Origin of the sequence: Rhizobium giardinii bv. giardinii H152, from assembly GCF_000379605.1 — a bacterium.
Taxonomy (GTDB): Bacteria; Pseudomonadota; Alphaproteobacteria; order Rhizobiales; family Rhizobiaceae; genus Pararhizobium; species Pararhizobium giardinii.
In genome coordinates, this window is sequence record NZ_KB902691.1 from 183,764 (window position 1) to 201,273 (window position 17,510).

16 protein-coding genes, 1 tRNA gene and 1 pseudogene are annotated in these 17,510 nt (G+C 61.0%); 13 read left to right on the forward strand and 5 right to left on the reverse strand.

The annotated features are described in order from the left end of the window. Positions 1 to 333 precede the first annotated feature (333 nt). Complete coding sequence (locus tag A3AY_RS0122485; RefSeq protein WP_018327940.1) at positions 334 to 1,218, reverse strand: N-formylglutamate amidohydrolase; 885 nt, start codon at positions 1,216 to 1,218, stop codon at positions 334 to 336. 195 nt (positions 1,219 to 1,413) lie between these two features. On the opposite strand from A3AY_RS0122485, the gene cpdR1 reads away from it, so the two are divergent. The 7 genes from cpdR1 (at position 1,414) to ilvD (ending at position 6,531) form a co-directional block, all read left to right on the forward strand. After that, entirely contained in the window at positions 1,414 to 1,776 is a 363-nt protein-coding gene (cpdR1, locus tag A3AY_RS0122490; protein ID WP_018327941.1) for a response regulator CpdR1, read from the forward strand. 108 nt (positions 1,777 to 1,884) lie between these two features. Continuing rightward, a tRNA-Val gene (locus A3AY_RS0122495) sits at positions 1,885 to 1,959 on the forward strand. Positions 1,960 to 2,797: 838 nt separating this feature from the next. Further along, on the forward strand, positions 2,798 to 3,067 hold the full coding sequence (locus A3AY_RS0122505) for a hypothetical protein (RefSeq protein ID WP_026203720.1): 270 nt from the start codon (positions 2,798 to 2,800) through the stop codon (positions 3,065 to 3,067). 17 nt (positions 3,068 to 3,084) lie between these two features. After that, the gene (locus tag A3AY_RS40690; RefSeq protein ID WP_083926017.1) at positions 3,085 to 3,294 is read left to right on the forward strand and encodes a hypothetical protein; all 210 of its coding nucleotides are present in this window, start codon (positions 3,085 to 3,087) and stop codon (positions 3,292 to 3,294) included. Between the two features lie 249 nt (positions 3,295 to 3,543). Next, on the forward strand, positions 3,544 to 3,744 hold the full coding sequence (locus A3AY_RS0122510; RefSeq protein ID WP_018327944.1) for a hypothetical protein: 201 nt from the start codon (positions 3,544 to 3,546) through the stop codon (positions 3,742 to 3,744). A 323-nt stretch (positions 3,745 to 4,067) separates the two neighbouring features. Then, a complete protein-coding gene (locus tag A3AY_RS0122515; RefSeq protein WP_018327945.1) occupies positions 4,068 to 4,256 on the forward strand; it encodes a hypothetical protein in 189 nt (62 codons plus the stop codon). A 433-nt stretch (positions 4,257 to 4,689) separates the two neighbouring features. Next, positions 4,690 to 6,531: a dihydroxy-acid dehydratase gene (gene ilvD, locus A3AY_RS0122520; protein ID WP_018327946.1), complete on the forward strand. Its 1,842-nt coding sequence runs from the start codon at positions 4,690 to 4,692 to the stop codon at positions 6,529 to 6,531. 245 nt (positions 6,532 to 6,776) lie between these two features. Here ilvD and A3AY_RS0122525 read toward each other — a convergent pair whose 3' ends face one another. Continuing rightward, positions 6,777 to 7,181 (reverse strand): GFA family protein, encoded by a 405-nt coding sequence (locus A3AY_RS0122525; RefSeq protein WP_018327947.1) that lies wholly within the window; start codon positions 7,179 to 7,181, stop codon positions 6,777 to 6,779. 84 nt (positions 7,182 to 7,265) lie between these two features. Here A3AY_RS0122525 and A3AY_RS0122530 point away from each other — a divergent pair, with 84 nt between their 5' ends. Continuing rightward, entirely contained in the window at positions 7,266 to 7,730 is a 465-nt protein-coding gene (locus tag A3AY_RS0122530; protein ID WP_018327948.1) for a MarR family winged helix-turn-helix transcriptional regulator, read from the forward strand. 145 nt (positions 7,731 to 7,875) lie between these two features. Here the strand turns inward: A3AY_RS0122530 and A3AY_RS35865 are convergent, their stop codons facing one another. From A3AY_RS35865 to A3AY_RS0122545, 3 genes are all read right to left on the reverse strand, one after another. Further along, positions 7,876 to 8,349: a nucleotidyltransferase family protein gene (locus A3AY_RS35865; RefSeq protein ID WP_338053488.1), complete on the reverse strand. Its 474-nt coding sequence runs from the start codon at positions 8,347 to 8,349 to the stop codon at positions 7,876 to 7,878. Between the two features lie 152 nt (positions 8,350 to 8,501). Then, entirely contained in the window at positions 8,502 to 8,900 is a 399-nt protein-coding gene (locus A3AY_RS0122540) for a VOC family protein (protein WP_018327950.1), read from the reverse strand. Positions 8,901 to 8,955: 55 nt separating this feature from the next. Then, on the reverse strand, positions 8,956 to 9,402 hold the full coding sequence (locus tag A3AY_RS0122545; protein ID WP_018327951.1) for a MarR family winged helix-turn-helix transcriptional regulator: 447 nt from the start codon (positions 9,400 to 9,402) through the stop codon (positions 8,956 to 8,958). A 75-nt stretch (positions 9,403 to 9,477) separates the two neighbouring features. Here A3AY_RS0122545 and A3AY_RS0122550 point away from each other — a divergent pair, with 75 nt between their 5' ends. The 5 genes and pseudogenes from A3AY_RS0122550 to A3AY_RS0122570 all read left to right on the forward strand — a co-directional run bounded on the left by A3AY_RS0122550 (position 9,478) and on the right by A3AY_RS0122570 (position 17,499). After that, a complete protein-coding gene (locus tag A3AY_RS0122550; RefSeq protein ID WP_026203722.1) occupies positions 9,478 to 10,206 on the forward strand; it encodes a DUF899 domain-containing protein in 729 nt (242 codons plus the stop codon). A gap of 115 nt (positions 10,207 to 10,321) precedes the next feature. Beyond that, positions 10,322 to 10,737: pseudogene (locus A3AY_RS38125) on the forward strand (DUF1579 domain-containing protein). Positions 10,738 to 10,789: 52 nt separating this feature from the next. Next, complete coding sequence (locus A3AY_RS0122560) at positions 10,790 to 11,563, forward strand: VOC family protein (protein ID WP_018327953.1); 774 nt, start codon at positions 10,790 to 10,792, stop codon at positions 11,561 to 11,563. Between the two features lie 184 nt (positions 11,564 to 11,747). Then, complete coding sequence (locus A3AY_RS0122565) at positions 11,748 to 15,077, forward strand: transglutaminase family protein (RefSeq protein WP_018327954.1); 3,330 nt, start codon at positions 11,748 to 11,750, stop codon at positions 15,075 to 15,077. Positions 15,078 to 15,084: 7 nt separating this feature from the next. Beyond that, a complete protein-coding gene (locus A3AY_RS0122570) occupies positions 15,085 to 17,499 on the forward strand; it encodes a circularly permuted type 2 ATP-grasp protein (RefSeq protein WP_018327955.1) in 2,415 nt (804 codons plus the stop codon). The last annotated feature ends 11 nt before the right edge of the window (positions 17,500 to 17,510 follow it).

Below are 17,510 nucleotides of genomic sequence, written 5' to 3' on the forward strand. Positions count from 1 at the left end.
AGGCCACGCCTGAAAAATAGGAAAAACGCGGGCAATTTATGCGAGAGAAGCGACATCTGCCGAGATTTTCGGAAGAACGTGCCTCAAAATTCCCAAAGCGCTTCGAAAACCCGCCGTTTTCAGCAAACTTCCGTCGACTCGGAAATGGCGCAGCGCAGCACGGAAAGCCCGATCCCGCTTGACAATTGTGCGCTGCAATAATAACTTTTTCCTACAGTCACTTGTGGCTGTAAATACCCTCCTTGGGTGTTTCCTCCCTAGACTTAGCCGCGCCACAAGCGCGGTTTTTTTTGCCTGGATTTTGGGGAGAGATGCTGGAAAGGCGCTGCAGCGCTATTCGGCCGCCAGCGAAGAATTCCCAGCGTATTTTTCCACATGCGCCGCAAGGCCGGCGAGGAAGATGCCTATGGCGTCAGCCAGCGTCCGAAAACCGTTCTTCTTCTGCAGCGTCGTCTCATCGACATAGAGACCGCGATTGATCTCGATCTGCAGGGCATGCAGCCCGCGCGCGGGCCGGCCGTAGTGCTCGGTGATGAAGCCGCCGGCATAAGGCTTGTTGCGGGCAACCGAAAAGCCGAGATCCTCCAGCAACGAGACGGCCGTGCGCGACAGGTCGGCTGCGGCGCTGGTGCCGTAGCGGTCGCCGATGATGAAATCCGGACGCTGGCCGGTGCCGGCCAGCCGGATATTGCCCGGCATCGAATGGCAATCGATCAGCACTGCCAGCCCGAACTGGACATGGGTGCGGGCGATCAGCCGCCGCAGGCAGGCATGATAGGGCTTGTAGATGGTTTCGATCCGCTCCAGCGCCTCGGCGACCGGAAAGCGGCTGCGGTAGATTTCCATGTTTTCCGCCACCAGCCGCGGCACGGTGCCGAGGCCGCCGGCCACCCGCATCGAACTGATATTGGCATGGGGCGGCAACTGCCCCTCGAACATGCGCGGATCGAGTTCGTAGGGCTCGCGGTTGACGTCGAGAAAAGCGCGCGGGAAATGCGCCAGCAGCAAGGGCGCACCGAGATTTGTCACACAATGGAACAGCTCGTCGACGAAATGATCCTCCGAACGACGGATCGACAGGCCGTCCAAACGCGACTGATCGAGAAAGGACTGGGTATAGGTCCGGCCACTGTGAGGGGAATTGAACACAAAAGGAATGCGCTGCAGTTCCGGCTCGCGAACTTCGAAGTGTTCGGTTTCGCTGACGTTCTGCGCCATCGCAGCCCTTTTTTACCATGTCACAATCTTGGTGCTTCGTGTATGTTGCCAGCAGGCAGCATTCATGTCCATAGTCGTTTCCTGCCAGTGAACGGGGCTTGACCTCATGTCTTCACCGGATATTTACCCACATGCGGTTTCCTGAAAGTCACCGCAATTCCCGACATCGACACGTAAGGTGCAACGGCTTTATCCATGAGTCCAAAAATTCTCCTCGCCGAAGACGATAACGACATGCGCCGTTTCCTGGTGAAAGCCCTGGAAAAGGCCGGCTACAAGGTATTGTCCTTCGACAATGGCGCAAGCGCCTATGACCGGCTGCGCGAAGAACCGTTCTCGCTCCTTCTGACCGACATCGTCATGCCTGAAATGGACGGCATCGAACTTGCCCGCCGCGCAACCGAGCTCGATCCGGACCTGAAAGTGATGTTCATCACCGGCTTTGCCGCCGTCGCCCTGAATCCCGATTCGAAGGCCCCGAAGGATGCAAAGGTGCTGTCCAAGCCGTTCCACCTGCGCGATCTCGTCGATGAAGTGAACAAGATGCTGGCCGCCTGAGGCCGGGTTTGCAAGGCGTCCACGAGGTCGCAAAACTTCCTGTCAAAAAGCCGATAAAAGCCTATTGACGCCGCAAGAGGTTTTGTGGTCTATGCGCCGACATCGGATGGGCGTGTAGCTCAGCGGGAGAGCACTACGTTGACATCGTAGGGGTCACAGGTTCAATCCCTGTCACGCCCACCATCCAAATTGCCTACCAAGACAAAGGGCTTGCCAAGAGATTGGCGAGCCCTTTTTCTTGATCGGCGCATGGTCTGCCCCCTGCTCAGCGCCGGAGTTCCTTTCGAAGCGGCAGCTTGCCCGGGCCTGCGAGGCGGCTGTGCCTGACAGAGCCAGGACGCAATTGGCGACCAAAATGCGCATGCCTGTCCGAAAAGCGCTAACAACGACGGCGTCGCTTAAATATTTACACTTTTTAACCATCTGGTGAAACTCGCAAGAAGTGCCATTCATCGCCTTTTGGGGAAAAGAAAACCCGCCACCAAAAAGGTGACGGGATCCTAAATAGCCTAGAAAATATAGAGAAACTCAAAATCTTACTGACAAGTCAATAACGCTTTCGCTGTAAAAGCCGCGCCGGTTTAGTATCTGGTCACGGCAAGTTGAGATTAGCGGTCGCTAATAAAATAGTCGAACGCCAAATTTGGGTGTGTTTATGTCAATCGGGGTGATGACGGTCTGCAGCTGAATACAATTTAATGTTTGCTAATCTAACTAGAAGCGCGCACTGTATCATTGTCGATAGCCAACAATACGGGCGCTGTCGCCTAAGGGTTCATTACCCTGCCCCAATCGATAAGGAGGACGCTGGATGTCTTCCATTCTCAACATCTCTTATCTGGGAAATCTGGGCCGTTTCCTTCGCCGGTTTCGATATGTCGACTTCCTGATCAGAGCGAGTCCAGCGCTGAGCCTCGCCTTTTTAACCTACATCACGTTCGAAGACTACCTTTGGTAGATCGGCGAACGGCGGCAATTGACGCGACCGCTTGAAACGGACGCAAGAGAAACGATGACGATCATGCTGACGCGCACGATACACCGAACCATTCATTTCAACGCACCGGCATCGCTGGACGGTCTCGATCGTCCATTGGCCCCGGGCGACTATGAGGTGAATGAGGACGAAGAATTGATCGAGGGTCTCTCCTGGCTCGCCTATCGCCGCGTCGCTACCTTCATCACCGTACCGGCGACGCCGGAAAATGGCCACGTTTCCCGCATGCTTCCGATCGATGCCGAGGCGCTCGAAGAGATGCTTCGGCGTGATGGCATTGGCGATGGACGATAGCAGATCGGCAGGTGCGCATGGCCCGTCACAAATTCGCAATCGGCGCAGAAGTTCGACTGATAAGCCGAACTTGGCTCTCCCCGACCGCGGCCGAGACATACCGGGTCATATCTCTTCTCCCGATAATGGATCTTTCTCCCCAATATCGACTTCGCAACGACGAACTGGGGCAAGAGCGGGTATCCAAAGAGGATAATTTGAGCGTCCTGCCGGAAAGCCGCCCTTAGACGAGGGTTGGGCTCATCCACGAAATGCGCCGCTGCTTGTAGCCTCACGACCTTGCCAGGCATATTCACCGGGTCTGTGTTATCGGCGCGTCGCGGTAACGCTTGGTCGATGGTAACTGTTTCCATCTGGTGCAGGATTTATCCTTTGGTAACGACGATCTTTATTTCCGCCATACTTGACTCTTCTCATCAATATTGTGCGATCTATAGTCTCCGCTAGCCGCATGATGCGGCTTTATGGAGAGCATGATGCCCAAAACCGTGGCCAAGCAATTAGCCGCTGATCCAAGCGTCGGGACTGAAGAATTGGAGGCAGCAGTTCATTATATGAGAAAAAAGCTTATTGAAGCCGCCCTTTTGAATGCCCCGGCGCCCTTTCTTACTTATCGCAACAAATTGATTTTCGAGACGACACTGAGAATTCGGCGCAGAAGACAGTCGTCGATCTGAGCGCAACCGAAATAGCCCCTCTGGGATATGGATATATTCTGCCAATACCCCCGAACGGGATCATCACACGCTCAGCCCTGAACACGGGTAAGCCCCGCCGGACACACGTCCGGCGGGGAAGCCGACTCATTCCGACACCGTTTCCCGGCGGAACATGTCACGGAGTGTTGCCAACGCAGTTGAACCAGCCCTCAACAAGACGGCGCCACAACCGCGCCGCGCGTGCTTTCAGACGCACAAAGGAAATTGCGGCACTTGGAAGTGCTGCATGTTTCCTTAAATCGGCTAGGATTGAAGCAAACATGCAGTAGGACATCCTGCCGATGAACGAACCCCGCTATAGCCTGCGCCAGGAAACGAACGGCACCTGGACCGTGATCGACATCATCACCCGCCTGCCGGCAGCGTCGGACGGGCGTGATCTGACCGGCCTTGAACAGGACGATGCGAGAGACATTGCCGAGGCGCTGAACCGCGATTACCTCGCCGGCCGCGAAAGCCCGCTGGTCTAGAATGAAAAAGCCCTTCCCCGTTGCCGGAGAGGGGCTGGAAAAATGTTTGCGTCATGAAATTGCCGATTGCAAAGTGTCCGGCAGTAGCAATAAAGAATGAAACGCCGCGGCGCGCATCCCCCGAATGGGTTAGGGATTTGTCATCGCCCCGTCGTGAAATTCAAAAAGCTTTGCGAACCGCGTTCCTCGTCGCGCCACGCACCGAACCGCGCGCACAAATTCCGCGGCGCAGTGCAACGAAAACCGGTCATCCGCCTCGCGCAGGTCAACTGTCGTGCGGCTCCCTCGCAAGACCGGTCGCCGTCGAAAAAACACGAAATATTGTTACGAAAATCGTGACGCGGGCGCAGTTTTGCGATAGGAACCGCTGCAATTGTAAGCCCTGCTCCCCATATCCGCCCTTACCCAGGCTTAACGTTCAAGGAAGACGTCCATGCCCGCCTATCGCTCCCGCACCACCACCCACGGCCGCAACATGGCCGGCGCTCGCGGCCTCTGGCGCGCGACGGGCATGAAGGACAGCGATTTCGGCAAGCCGATCATCGCCGTGGTGAACTCGTTCACGCAGTTCGTGCCCGGCCATGTCCACCTCAAGGACCTTGGCCAGCTGGTTGCGCGCGAGATCGAAGCCCATGGCGGCGTTGCCAAGGAATTCAACACGATCGCCGTCGATGACGGCATCGCCATGGGCCATGACGGCATGCTCTATTCGCTGCCGTCGCGCGAACTGATCGCCGACTCGGTCGAATACATGGTCAATGCCCACTGCGCTGACGCCATGGTCTGCATTTCCAACTGCGACAAGATCACCCCCGGCATGCTGATGGCGTCGCTGCGGCTCAACATCCCCGTGATCTTCGTTTCCGGCGGCCCGATGGAAGCCGGCAAGGTCGTGCTGTCGGACGGCAAGATCCATGCGCTCGACCTGGTCGACGCCATGGTTGCCGCCGCCGACGACAAGGTCTCAGACGAGGACGTCAAGGTCATCGAGCGCTCCGCCTGCCCGACCTGCGGCTCGTGCTCGGGCATGTTCACCGCCAATTCGATGAACTGTCTGACCGAGGCGCTCGGCCTGTCGCTCCCCGGCAACGGCTCGACACTTGCCACCCATTCCGACCGCGAAAAGCTGTTCCTGCGCGCCGGCAGGGAGATCGTCTCGCTCGCCAAGCGTTACTACGAGGCGGAAGACGTCACCGCCCTGCCCCGCACGATCGCCAGCAAGGGCGCCTTCGAAAACGCCATGGCGCTCGATATTGCCATGGGCGGCTCGACCAACACCGTCCTGCATATCCTCGCCGCCGCCCACGAAGGCGAAGTCGACTTCACCATGGACGACATCGACCGTCTGTCGCGCAAGGTGCCGTGCCTCTCCAAGGTGGCGCCGGCCAAGGCGGACGTGCACATGGAAGACGTGCACCGCGCCGGCGGCATCATGGCGATCCTCGGCGAACTCGACCGGGCCGGCCTGTTGAACAGCGACCTGCCAACGGTGCATTCGAAGACCCTCGCCGAAGCGCTGGCCAGCTGGGACATCGCCGTCACCAACAATCCGGCAGCGCTCGAACTGTTCAGCGCCGCTCCGGGCGGCGTGCCGACCCAGGTCGCCTTCAGCCAGAGCGCCCGCTGGAAGGACCTCGACCTCGACCGCGAAAAGGGTGTCATCCGCGACGCCCAGCATCCCTTCTCCAAGGATGGCGGCTTGGCCGTATTGAAGGGTAACATCGCGCTGAACGGCTGCATCGTGAAGACCGCCGGCGTGGATGAATCGATCCTGAAATTCTCAGGCCCCGCCCGCGTCTTCGAAAGCCAGGATGCCTCCGTCAAGGCGATCCTCGCCAACGAGGTCAAGGCCGGCGACGTCGTCGTCATCCGCTACGAAGGCCCGAAGGGCGGACCGGGCATGCAGGAAATGCTCTATCCGACGAGCTACCTGAAATCGAAGGGCCTTGGAAAGGCCTGCGCGCTGATTACCGACGGCCGCTTCTCCGGCGGCACCTCGGGTCTTTCGATCGGCCACGTTTCGCCTGAAGCCGCCAATGGCGGCCTGATCGGCATCGTGCGGGAAGGCGACATGATCGACATCGACATCCCCAACCGGACGATCTCGCTGCGCCTCGACGAGGCCGAAATCGCCACCCGCCGCGCCGAACAGGACGCCAAGGGCTGGAAGCCGGTCGAACAGCGCAAGCGCAAGGTGACGACCGCGCTCAAGGCCTACGCCGCCTTCGCCACCTCCGCCGACCGCGGCGCCGTGCGCGATCTGGGCGACCACTGACGGGACGAGAGCTGCTTCGGGGATATTTGCCGCGCACAAGTCTGTCGCATGACTGACTTGTGCGATTGGTAACTGACGTTACCGAGAGAGCGCATCGCCATGGCAATTGGACTTTTGCAGCACGGCAGTCAGAATTGCCTCGGGAAACCACAGCGCCCGTGCCGAGCGCGGTCTTGACGTCCTCAATTCCGCATTTTGCTCAGAGGCTGCTTCGACCTTTTCTTGTTCGGTAGGAGTGCCTTCCCTCACATATGTCGCGTTTCGGCTGGTTCGTTCCACCAGTTGTTGTGCAGGCCGTCCATATACTGGACCGGCAAAGACACCAGCACAGCGGGGTCCATATCGTCCAGGCAAGCGATATTGATGGAAACGAAGGCGCCGCCGATCTCCTCGACATAGCCATGGACATAAGGCGCGACGCCGCAAGCGAGGCAGAACCGATGATGGCCGCTCATCGTCCCGAACTGGTAGTCACCGATGCCAGCCTCCTCGCACAACAGGCGGAAGTCTTCCGGCTTCACGTTCGCACCCCAGAACCGCCGCTTGGAGCAGATGGAGCAATTGCACCGACTCGTACCGGCCTCCAGGTCGATATCGGCTTCATATCGAATGCGGCCGCAATGGCAGCTTCCCTTGTAGGTCATTTTCATCCCGGTTCTCCCTTGCCTGACGCGCCTTAGTATGACAACATATTGTCATATCCGCACCTTACAGAATGACAATATGTTGTCAATATGAAAAAACCAGACCGTACCGCTGCAGGCGATGCCTTCGCAGCCTTCTCGATGTCAGTCATCCGTCTTTCCGCGCATCTTAGCGCCGAGGGCGATGCGCTCGCAAAGCCGAGCGGCCAGACCAGCGCCCGCTGGCAGGTGCTGGCAGCGGCCAGCCACGCCAATATGTCGGTTGCCGACATCGGCCGCATTCTCGGCCTGGCACGTCAGGGTGTCCAGCGGATCGCCGATCTCCTCGAAGCCGAGGGGCTGGTGCGTTACGAGGAAAACCCGGCCCATCAACGGGCAAAGCTGCTGGTGTTGACGTCAGAAGGTGAGACGACGCTGCACGACATCCAGACCCGGCAGGCCGCCTGGGCCGATGCGCTCGGCGCTGAATTCAGAGCCGAGGATCTGCGCGCCACGACCGAAGTCCTTGCTCGCGTCCTGGATGGCCTCGCCCGTCCGAAGGCGTCGCGCCGCTAGACGACCCGACGTCCGCGCGCAGTCCAGGAGGCCGCCACAGGACCGCCTCGGCGACTTTTTCAATCCCCGATCGTCAGCCACGGCCAGCGCGAACGATAGTCGTTGCACTTCCTTTCAAAAAGGTCCGGCTGAGCGTTGACGGCGTTCATCCGCAAAACGCCGTTCCACATGTCTTCGAGGCATCCGGAGCATGCAGCGTTTGGTCTGCCACCCGGATTCCCAACCGCGTGCAGGAAATCAGGTAGCGATCGATGCCGTCTTCGACACATTCCAGCCGCGGATAGGCCTTGCCGAATTTTTCGAAGTACCAGAGATGCACCCGTGCCTGGTTCCTGATTTCGACCTTCAATCCGGCATCGCCCAAAAACGCCCTGGCACGGCGGATGACGGCATCCTCCGCCTCCCAGGACAGATCACCGTCATCGAAATAAAAGACGTCATAGTCCTTTACCCCCCAGGCGGCGTCGTTGCCGCATCGCAGATTCCAGACGGTCTGAAAGAGGCATCCTGCCGTCAGCGTGCATTGCGGCAGCCCGAGCATCGGCAGCATCGTCAGGAGTTCGGCATTGACAGGGTTCGCCAGCACCGACCTCATGAATTGCGCTTCGGAAATCGACATCGAACCTGCCCTTCGCTCTGGCGGTCCCGAAGGAGCAGCCGGTGGATTTCATCCCTCTGCCGGATAAGCGCGGGAGCCCGCACAATCGTCAAGCACTCACCAAAGAGGCGCCAGCCAGGCCGGCGCCCATCCAATTCAGCCGCAGGCCCGCATCAGTTCGCCTGCTGCGGTTCCATATAGGCCAGTTCCCAGACGTGACCGTCCGGGTCCTGGAAGCTGCAGCCATACATGAAGCCATAATCCATCACCGGCCGCCATTCCTTGCCGCCCAGCGAAAGCGCCTTGGCCAGCGTCTCGTCCACCTCCTGTCGGCTTGCGGCCGACAGCGCCGTCAGCACTTCCGTGGTCTTGCTGGTGTCGCTGATTTCATCGATGATGAATTCCTTGAAGCGTGCCTCATGCATCAGCATGACGAAGATATTTTCCTCAACGATCATGCACAGCGTATCGTCGCTCGAATAGTCCGGGTTGAAACTGAAACCGAGCCCGCTGAAAAATGCTTTCGAACGCGAAACGTCCTTGACCGGCAGGTTCACGAAAATCATCCTCATCTGCTCTCTCCTGTTGATTGAAGGGTTGCCGCCTCCGGCGGAGATGGAATGGCGCTCAGGCGAGCGCCAGAAGGTCCGAACGCAACCGGTCAGGCCGGCCTTCGCCCAGCGCGTCATCGACCTCGGCATGTGTCTTGACCCAGATCGGCACCGCCCGGGAAAGTAGGGCATGCCCTGCCGGCGTCAACTTCATCCGGCGCAGGCGCCGGTCCTTGGTATCGGACATCGTTTGCAAAAGCCCCCGCTTTTCCAGCGGCTTCAGCGCCGCCGTCAGCGTCGTCCGATCCATGGCGAGCAGATGGGCGACGGGGCCCATGCCCGGCGGCTCCGGCCGGTTGAGCGCCATCAGCAGCGAAAACTGCCCGTTGGTCAGGTCGAGCGGACGCAGCGCCTCGTCGAATTTTCGCGCCAGAGCCCGCGCCGCACGCTGCACATGAAGGCACAGGCATGTGTCGCGCACATGAAGGGTGGTCTCGAACGGAATAACGCCAGGCTTTGACATTGCGCAATAATGTTGATATCAACGTATTTAGTCAAGCGGAATGAAACACGAATTCTCGAGGAGGAATGAACGATGTTGACGAATCCGGTTGTATCCCGCGAGGAATGGCTCGAGGCGCGCAAGGCGCTGCTGGTGCAGGAAAAGGAAGAAACGCGCCGCCGCGACAAGATCCGCGCAGCGCGGCAGAACCTGCCCTGGGTCAGGATCGACAAGGCCTATACATTCGACACGCCGACGGGAAAGAAGACGCTCGCCGATCTGTTCGACGGCCGCAGCCAGCTGATGATCTACCATTTCATGTTCGGCCCCGACTGGGAGGCCGGCTGCCCCGGCTGCTCCTTCCTCGCCGACCATATCGACGGCACGCTTGCCCACCTCAATCACCATGACGTGACCTTTGTCGCCGTTTCCCGCGCGCCGCTTGCCAAGATCGAAGCCTACAAGAAGCGCATGGGCTGGAAGTTCCCCTGGGTCTCGTCCTTCGGCAGCGATTTCAATTTCGATTTCCACGTCTCCTTCACCAAGGAAGAATTGGAAGGCGGCAAGGTCTTCTACAATTTCACCGAAATGTCCGGCGACCAGGCCAATGACGAGCTTCCGGGCATGAGCGCCTTTGCCCGCGACGATGCCGGCAATGTCTACCACACCTATTCCGACTATGCCCGCGGCGGCGAGGAGATCCTGACGACGCTGATGATCCTCGACCGGGCGCCCAAGGGGCGCAATGAAACGTCGACCTTGAGCTTCGTGAAGCGCCATGACGAGTATGAGGATAAGGCGCAGCCGCACTCCTGCTGCGCCTGATCCTGTCCAACCCGCCGATCGCGCCGACGAGGAGGCCATCGCGATGAAAGCTGAAATTCTGGAGCAACACCGGTGGCTGGAGCAGCTGACGGGCCGCTGGCGTGTCACCTTCGACATGCCCGACGCCAACGGCGAACAGCCATCCGAGGCAGCATGGATCGACGAAACCCGCTCGCTGGGCGGCGCCTGGATTGTCTCGGAGATGACCGGGATCATGCCGGACGGCAGCAAGGCGACCAATATCATGATGCTCGGCTATGATCCTGCGAAAAGCGTTATGTCGGCTCTTTCGCCAGTTCGGTGATGACCTATCTCTGGGTCTACGAAGGCACGCTTGACGAGACCGGCACGGTGCTGACGCTCGACTGCGAAGGTCCCGACTTCGAGAAGGCCGGCAGGACAGCGCGGTACCAGGACATCATTACGATCAAGGACGAGAACACGCGGAATTTCTCGTCCCGCACGCAAAATCCCGACGGCACTTGGAAGCCTGTCATGTCTTCCGACTACAACCGCATTTCCGCAGTCTGACCCTTTGCCCTTTCGGCCACGGGGTCCCGCAACCATTCAAGGGAGGATTGCAATGAGCAATAAGCATGGAGCGTTCGTCTGGTACGAACTGATGACCACCGACACCAAGGCGGCGGAAGAATTCTATGATGCCGTCGTCGGCTGGACGTCCGAGGACAGCGGCATGCCCGGCGCCGGCTACACGCTTTTCAAGGCGGACGGCGTGCGCGTTGCCAGCCTGATGACGATGCCCGAAGGCGCGGTGCAGATGAATGCGCCGCCGGCCTGGATCGGCTATATTGGCGTCGATGACGTCGATGCCGCGGCAAGGAAGGTCGCCGAACTCGGCGGCAAGGTGCATCGCAAGCCGGACGATATCCCGACCATCGGCCGCTTCGCCATCGTCGCCGATCCGCACGGCGCGGTGTTCGCCCTGTTCAAGGGCGCTGGCGATGGCGAGATGCCTGAGCTTGCCCAGAACGCCAATGGCAATGTCGGCTGGCACGAGCTGATGGCCGGCGACCTTTCCGTCGAGTTCCCCTTCTACCAGAAGATGTTCGGCTGGGGGAAGGACGAGGCGATGGATATGGGGCCGATGGGCGTCTACCAGCTCTTCACCCACAACGGCGCGCAGATCGGCGGCATGATGACCAAGACGCCGGAAATTCCGGCGCCCTACTGGGGCTATTACTTCAACGTCGACGCGCTCGACGCCGCTGTCGAACGGGCAACCTCGCGCGGCGCCAAGATCGTCATGGGCCCCATGGAGGTCCCCGGAGGGGCCTGGGTCATTGGCGGCATCGATCCGCAAGGCGCCCATTTCAGCCTGGTCTCGATGAAACGCTAGACCTGTCGTTCCATTTATGTCGACCACCGGCAGTTCGCTGCCGGTGGTCGCAAGCACCGCCATCCCCAGGTGCGGACGACCGAGGGATCTCCTCTCAATATTTCAGCCTTGCAATCTTTCTTCGCATTGCACAAAGTCTTCCCAATGGTGGCAAAGACCCACCATCAAGGGGACAAAAATCCGCATGGCGATCAAAGCAAGCATTCATCACCTGACACACTACAAATACGACAAGCCGGTACGGCTCGGTCCTCAGATCATCCGGCTGAAACCGGCGGCGCATTCGAAGACCAAGGTGATCAGCAACTCGCTTAAGGTCGCGCCCTCCAATCACTTCGTCACGCTGCAGCAGGATCCCTACGGCAACTATCTCTCCCGCTATGTCTTTCCCGATCCGGTCACCGAGCTGAAGATCGAGGTCGATCTGATCGCCGATATGACGGTCTACAATCCGTTCGATTTCTTCATCGAGGAAGAAGCCGAAACATTCCCCTTCCAGTACCCGGAGGATATCCGAGACGACCTGAAGATCTACATGCAGCCGGAGCCGATGAGCCCGGCGCTGGCCGATTATATCGCGTCTGTCGACCTCACCCCGGTGCGAACCATCGATTTCATCGTCGGGCTCAATGCCCGCCTGCAGCAGAAGGTCAACTACGTCATCCGCATGGAACCCGGCGTCCAGACACCGGAACAGACGCTGACGCTGGCACTCGGCTCCTGCCGTGATTCGAGCTGGCTACTCGTGCAGATCCTGCGCAATCTCGGGCTGGCCGCCCGTTTCGTTTCGGGCTACCTCATCCAGCTGGCCCCCGATCTCAAGGCGCTTGACGGCCCGTCCGGCACCGAGGTCGATTTCACCGACCTGCATGCCTGGTGCGAAGTCTATATTCCCGGCGCCGGCTGGATCGGCCTTGATCCGACCTCCGGCCTGCTGACCGGCGAAAGCCATATCCCGCTAGCCGCCACGCCGCACTATCGCAACGCCGCGCCAATCTCCGGCGGCCTCTATGGCGACGCCAACACGACGTTCGAATTCGACATGAAGGTGGCGCGCGTTGCCGAACATCCGCGCATCACCAAGCCGTTTTCCGAGGAGAGCTGGCAGGCGCTGAACGCACGTGGCGAACAGGTCGACAAGGTGCTCGCCGGCGGCGACGTGCGGCTTACCATGGGCGGCGAGCCGACCTTCGTTTCGATCGATGATTTCGAATCGGAGGAATGGAACACCGGTGCCGTCGGCCCGACCAAGCGCGACAAGGCCGACCAGTTGATCCGCCGGTTGCGCGAACGTTTCGCCCCCGGCGGTTTCCTGCATTACGGCCAGGGCAAGTGGTATCCCGGCGAAAGCCTGCCGCGCTGGACCTTCTCGCTCTACTGGCGCAAGGACGGCAAGCCGATCTGGTCCAATCCCGATCTGATCGCTGCCGAAGGCCAGGACACCAAGGTGACCGACAGGCAGGCCGAGGCTCTCCTCACCGGCATCGCCGCCGAGCTTGAGATCGAGCCCGACATGATCATCCCGGCTTATGAAGACCCGGCGGAATGGATCATCAAGGAAGGCAGCCTGCCCGAAAACGTCGACCCCTCCAATTCCAAGCTTGAGAGCCCGGAAGAGCGCGCCCGCATCGCCAAGGTGTTCGAGCGCGGCCTGACGACCGCGACCGGCTACATCCTTCCCGTTCAGGCCTGGAATGCCAAGGCCGGCGGACGCCGATGGGTGAGCGAGAGATGGCGCACCCGCCGCGGCAAGATTTTCCTCATCCCCGGTGATTCGCCGATCGGCTTCCGCATGCCGCTCGGCACCCTGCCCTATGTGCCGCCGTCGCAATATCCCTATGTCCATCCGGCCGATCCCTCGATCCCGCACGGTCCGCTGCCCGACTACAGCGCACCGGTGCGGGCCTTGGCGGAAGCATCCCGCACGGCGAGCGAGCCGAGCCAAAGCCGCAACGAGCAGAACATCGCCGGATCCACGGGCGACATCCGCGGCGCGGTGCGCACCGCGCTCAGCGTCGAGCCGCGCGACGGTCGGCTCTGCGTCTTCATGCCGCCGGTCGAGCGTATCGAGGATTATCTCGATCTGATCGCCGCCGCCGAGAAGGCCGCCGCCGATCTCGGCCTGCCGATCCATATCGAAGGCTATGCGCCGCCGCAGGACGAGCGCATCAACGTCATGCGCGTCGCGCCCGATCCGGGCGTCATCGAGGTCAATATCCACCCGGCATCCAACTGGCAGGATTGCGTCGACATCACCACGGCGATCTATGAGGAAGCCCGCCAGTCGCGGCTCGGCGCCGACAAGTTCATGATCGACGGCCGCCACACCGGCACCGGCGGCGGCAACCATGTGGTGGTCGGCGGTCAGAACCCCAACGACAGCCCCTTCCTGCGCCGGCCGGACCTCTTGAAAAGCCTGATCCTGCACTGGCAGCGGCATCCGTCGCTGTCCTATCTCTTCTCCGGCATGTTCATCGGCCCGACCAGCCAGGCGCCGCGCGTCGACGAGGCGCGACACGACACGCTCTATGAGATGGAGATCGCCATGTCGCAGGTGCCGCTGCCGGGCCAGGGCGCGCAACCCCTGCCCTGGATGGTCGACCGCCTGTTCCGCAATCTCCTGACGGACGTCACCGGCAATACCCATCGCTCGGAAATCTGCATCGACAAGCTGTTTTCGCCGGATGGTCCGACGGGGCGTCTCGGCCTCGTCGAGTTCCGTGGCTTCGAAATGCCGCCGAACGCCCGCATGAGCCTTGCCCAGCAGGTGCTGATACGCGCCCTCATCGCGCGCTTCTGGCAGAACCCGGCCGAAGGCAGGCTCGTGCGCTGGGGCACGGCGCTGCATGACCGTTTCATGCTGCCACACTATGTCTGGCAGGATTTTATCGACGTGCTGAACGATCTGCGCGCCAATGGTTTCGACCTGCGGCCCGAATGGTTCGCGGCCCAGCTCGAATTCCGCTTCCCCTTCTGTGGGGAGGTCGAGTATGAGGGCGCCAAGCTCGAACTGCGTCAGGCGCTGGAGCCATGGCATGTGATGGGCGAACAGGGCGCCGTCGGCGGCACCGTGCGCTACGTCGACAGTTCCGTCGAACGTCTGCAGGTGAAGCTCGATACGTCCAATCCCGAACGTTATACCGTCGCCTGCAACGGCCGGCCGGTTCCCTTGACCGGGACCGCCGTCAACGGCGTCTCGATCGCCGGTGTCCGCTACAAGGCATGGCAACCCGCGTCGGGTTTGCACCCGACCTTGCCGGTTAACACACCGCTTACATTCGACATTTATGATACATGGTCGGGGCGTTCGATCGGCGGCTGCATTTATCATGTTGCCCATCCGGGCGGGCGCAGTTACGACACGTTTCCAGTCAATGGCAACGAGGCGGAAGCCCGCAGGCTCGCACGCTTCGAGCCGTGGGGGCATACAGCCGGCGCCTACGCGCTTGTGCCGGAAACCCGATCAGCGGAATTTCCCCTGACGCTCGATTTGCGGCGTCCGGCAGGAGTATAGGGCCTCGATGTCAAAGAAGCAGACGGCGGAAGCAGTGCGTGCGCAAAAGCGGGACGAGAATGACCCGGCCTTCGGCTATCGCGCCCTTCCCGGCATTGCCGACGAGATGCTCGATACGCATGGCAATGTCCGGCCGGTCTGGCAGCATCTTCTTTCGACCATCGGCCACATGGACGAGACGGAGCTTGCCAACCGCTTCGCCCGCGCCGACCGCTATCTGCGCGACGCCGGCGTCTTCTATCGGGCTTACGGCACGAAGGAAAATTCCGAACGCAGCTGGCCGCTGTCGCATGTGCCGGTCCTGATCGACGATGTCGAGTGGCAGGCCGTCTCGAAAGGCCTGGTCCAGCGCGCCGAGCTGCTGGAGCGTATCGTCGCCGATATCTACGGTTCCAACCGGCTTGTCGCCGAAGGTTTCCTGCCGCCGTCGCTGGTGGCCGGCAATCCGGAATTCCTGCGCCCGATGGTCGGCGTACTGCCGGCCGATGGGCATTTCCTGCATTTCTGTTCCTTCGAGATCGGCCGCGGCCCGGACGGCAATTGGTGGGTGCTGTCGGATCGCACCGAGGCCCCCTCGGGCGCCGGTTTCGCGCTTGAAAACCGCGTGGCGACCACCCGCGCCTTTTCCGATCTCTACGCCGAAACGCACGTCCATCGCCTTGCCGGCTTCTTCGGCGCCTTCCGCGATACGCTGCAATCGCGCAAGAAGCATCCCGACGACCGCATCGCCGTCCTGACCCCCGGTGTCGCCAACGAGACCTATTTCGAGCATGCCTACATCGCCCGCTACCTCGGCTTCATGCTGCTCGAGGGCGAGGATCTGACCGTCATCGATGGCCGCGTCATGGTGCGCACCGTCGCCGGCCTGAAGCCTGTTGGCGTGCTCTGGCGCCGCCTCGACGCCGCCTTCGCCGATCCGCTGGAGCTCAACCAGCGCTCGCAGATCGGCACGCCCGGCATGGTCGAGGCGCTTCGCTCCGGCTCGGTGTCGATCGTCAACTCGCTCGGATCCGGCATCGTCGAAACCCGCGCCTTCCTCGCCTTCCTTCCGAAGATCTGCCGCCGTCTTCTGGGCGAGGACCAGATCCTGCCAAGCATCGCCACCTGGTGGTGCGGCCAGCAGCCGGAACGCGATCAGGTGGCAGGCAACATCGAGAAGATGGTGATCGGCCCCGCCTATTCGACGCGTCCCTTCTTTGACGACAACGACCGCTCGGTCCTCGGTTCGACGTTGCGAGACAATGCCAAGGTGTCGGTCTCCGATTGGCTGCAGACCGACGGCCCGAAGCTCGTCGGCCAGGAAGTGGTGACCCTCTCGACCACGCCCGCCTGGGTCAACGGCAAGCTGACGCCGCGGCCGATGAGCCTGCGCGTTTACGTCGCCCGTACCCGCGACGGCTGGCAGGTGATGCCGGGCGGCTTTGCCCGCATCGGCTCGCGCGCCGACGCCGCCGCGATCGCCATGCAGGCAGGCGGTTCGGCCGCCGATGTCTGGATCGTCAGCCAGAAGCCGGTGGAGCAGATGACGCTCCTGCCGGCCGAGGAGAGCTTCATCCGCATCATGCCCGGCAGTCTGCCGAGCCGAGCGGCCGACAACCTCTTCTGGCTCGGCCGCTATATCGAGCGGGCGGAAGGCGCATTGCGCATCCTGCGCGCCTGGCACGGGCGGTTTGCCGAAACCGCCAATACCCAGATGCCGCTCCTGAAGGACATCACCGACTATCTGGCGGGTCTTGATATCGACACCCGGCAGGCCGTGCCAGAAAGCCTGGTCACCAACATCAACAGCGCCCTGTTTTCCGCCAGCAATATCCGCGACCGTTTCTCGGCCGATGGCTGGCTGGCGCTCAACGATCTCGCCAAGACCGCGCGCAAGTTCCAGTCGACGGTGCAGGCCGGCGACGACGCCACGCATGCGATGACGATCCTGTTGCGCAAGCTCGCGGGCTTTGCCGGTCTCGTCCATGAAAACATGTATCGCTTCACCGGCTGGCGCTTCCTGTCGATCGGCCGCTATCTCGAGCGCGGCCTGCACATGACCCGCCTGCTCGGCCATATGTCGGGCGAGGACGCGCCGGACGGCGCCTATGACATGCTGCTCGAGATCGGCGACAGCGTCATGACCCACCGCCGCCGCTACAACGTCAATACCGCAGCCCTCACCGTCACCGATCTTCTGGCGCTCGACCCGCTCAACCCGCGCTCGATCCTCTACCAGCTGAACGAGATCAAGACCGAGGTCGAGCAACTGCCGAACGCCTTCTCGAACGGCCAGATGTCGCCCTTCTACCGCGAAGCAATGCGCCTCCACGCCGGTCTTGCCGTCATGACGCCGGAGGCGATGAACGCTCTGGTCTACAATCGCCTCGAACAGGAACTGGGGCGTTTCTCCGATATCCTCGCGCAAACCTATCTCGGATAGGATAGAGAAAC

Bases quoted from the DNA above. Each gene is read 5' to 3' on its own strand.
- A3AY_RS0122565 (WP_018327954.1), top strand. From the start codon at position 11,748: ATGGCGATCAAAGCAAGCATTCATCACCTGACACACTACAAATACGAC.
- A3AY_RS0122540 (WP_018327950.1), bottom strand. From the start codon at position 8,900: ATGAGGATGATTTTCGTGAACCTGCCGGTCAAGGACGTTTCGCGTTCG.
- A3AY_RS0122510 (WP_018327944.1), top strand. From the start codon at position 3,544: ATGCCCAAAACCGTGGCCAAGCAATTAGCCGCTGATCCAAGCGTCGGG.
- A3AY_RS0122545 (WP_018327951.1), bottom strand. From the start codon at position 9,402: ATGTCAAAGCCTGGCGTTATTCCGTTCGAGACCACCCTTCATGTGCGC.
- A3AY_RS35865 (WP_338053488.1), bottom strand. From the start codon at position 8,349: ATGTCGATTTCCGAAGCGCAATTCATGAGGTCGGTGCTGGCGAACCCT.
- ilvD (WP_018327946.1), top strand. From the start codon at position 4,690: ATGCCCGCCTATCGCTCCCGCACCACCACCCACGGCCGCAACATGGCC.
- A3AY_RS0122530 (WP_018327948.1), top strand. From the start codon at position 7,266: ATGAAAAAACCAGACCGTACCGCTGCAGGCGATGCCTTCGCAGCCTTC.
- cpdR1 (WP_018327941.1), top strand. From the start codon at position 1,414: ATGAGTCCAAAAATTCTCCTCGCCGAAGACGATAACGACATGCGCCGT.
- A3AY_RS0122525 (WP_018327947.1), bottom strand. From the start codon at position 7,181: ATGAAAATGACCTACAAGGGAAGCTGCCATTGCGGCCGCATTCGATAT.
- A3AY_RS0122560 (WP_018327953.1), top strand. From the start codon at position 10,790: ATGAGCAATAAGCATGGAGCGTTCGTCTGGTACGAACTGATGACCACC.
- A3AY_RS0122515 (WP_018327945.1), top strand. From the start codon at position 4,068: ATGAACGAACCCCGCTATAGCCTGCGCCAGGAAACGAACGGCACCTGG.
- A3AY_RS40690 (WP_083926017.1), top strand. From the start codon at position 3,085: ATGGCCCGTCACAAATTCGCAATCGGCGCAGAAGTTCGACTGATAAGC.
- A3AY_RS0122505 (WP_026203720.1), top strand. From the start codon at position 2,798: ATGCTGACGCGCACGATACACCGAACCATTCATTTCAACGCACCGGCA.
- A3AY_RS0122570 (WP_018327955.1), top strand. From the start codon at position 15,085: ATGTCAAAGAAGCAGACGGCGGAAGCAGTGCGTGCGCAAAAGCGGGAC.
- A3AY_RS0122485 (WP_018327940.1), bottom strand. From the start codon at position 1,218: ATGGCGCAGAACGTCAGCGAAACCGAACACTTCGAAGTTCGCGAGCCG.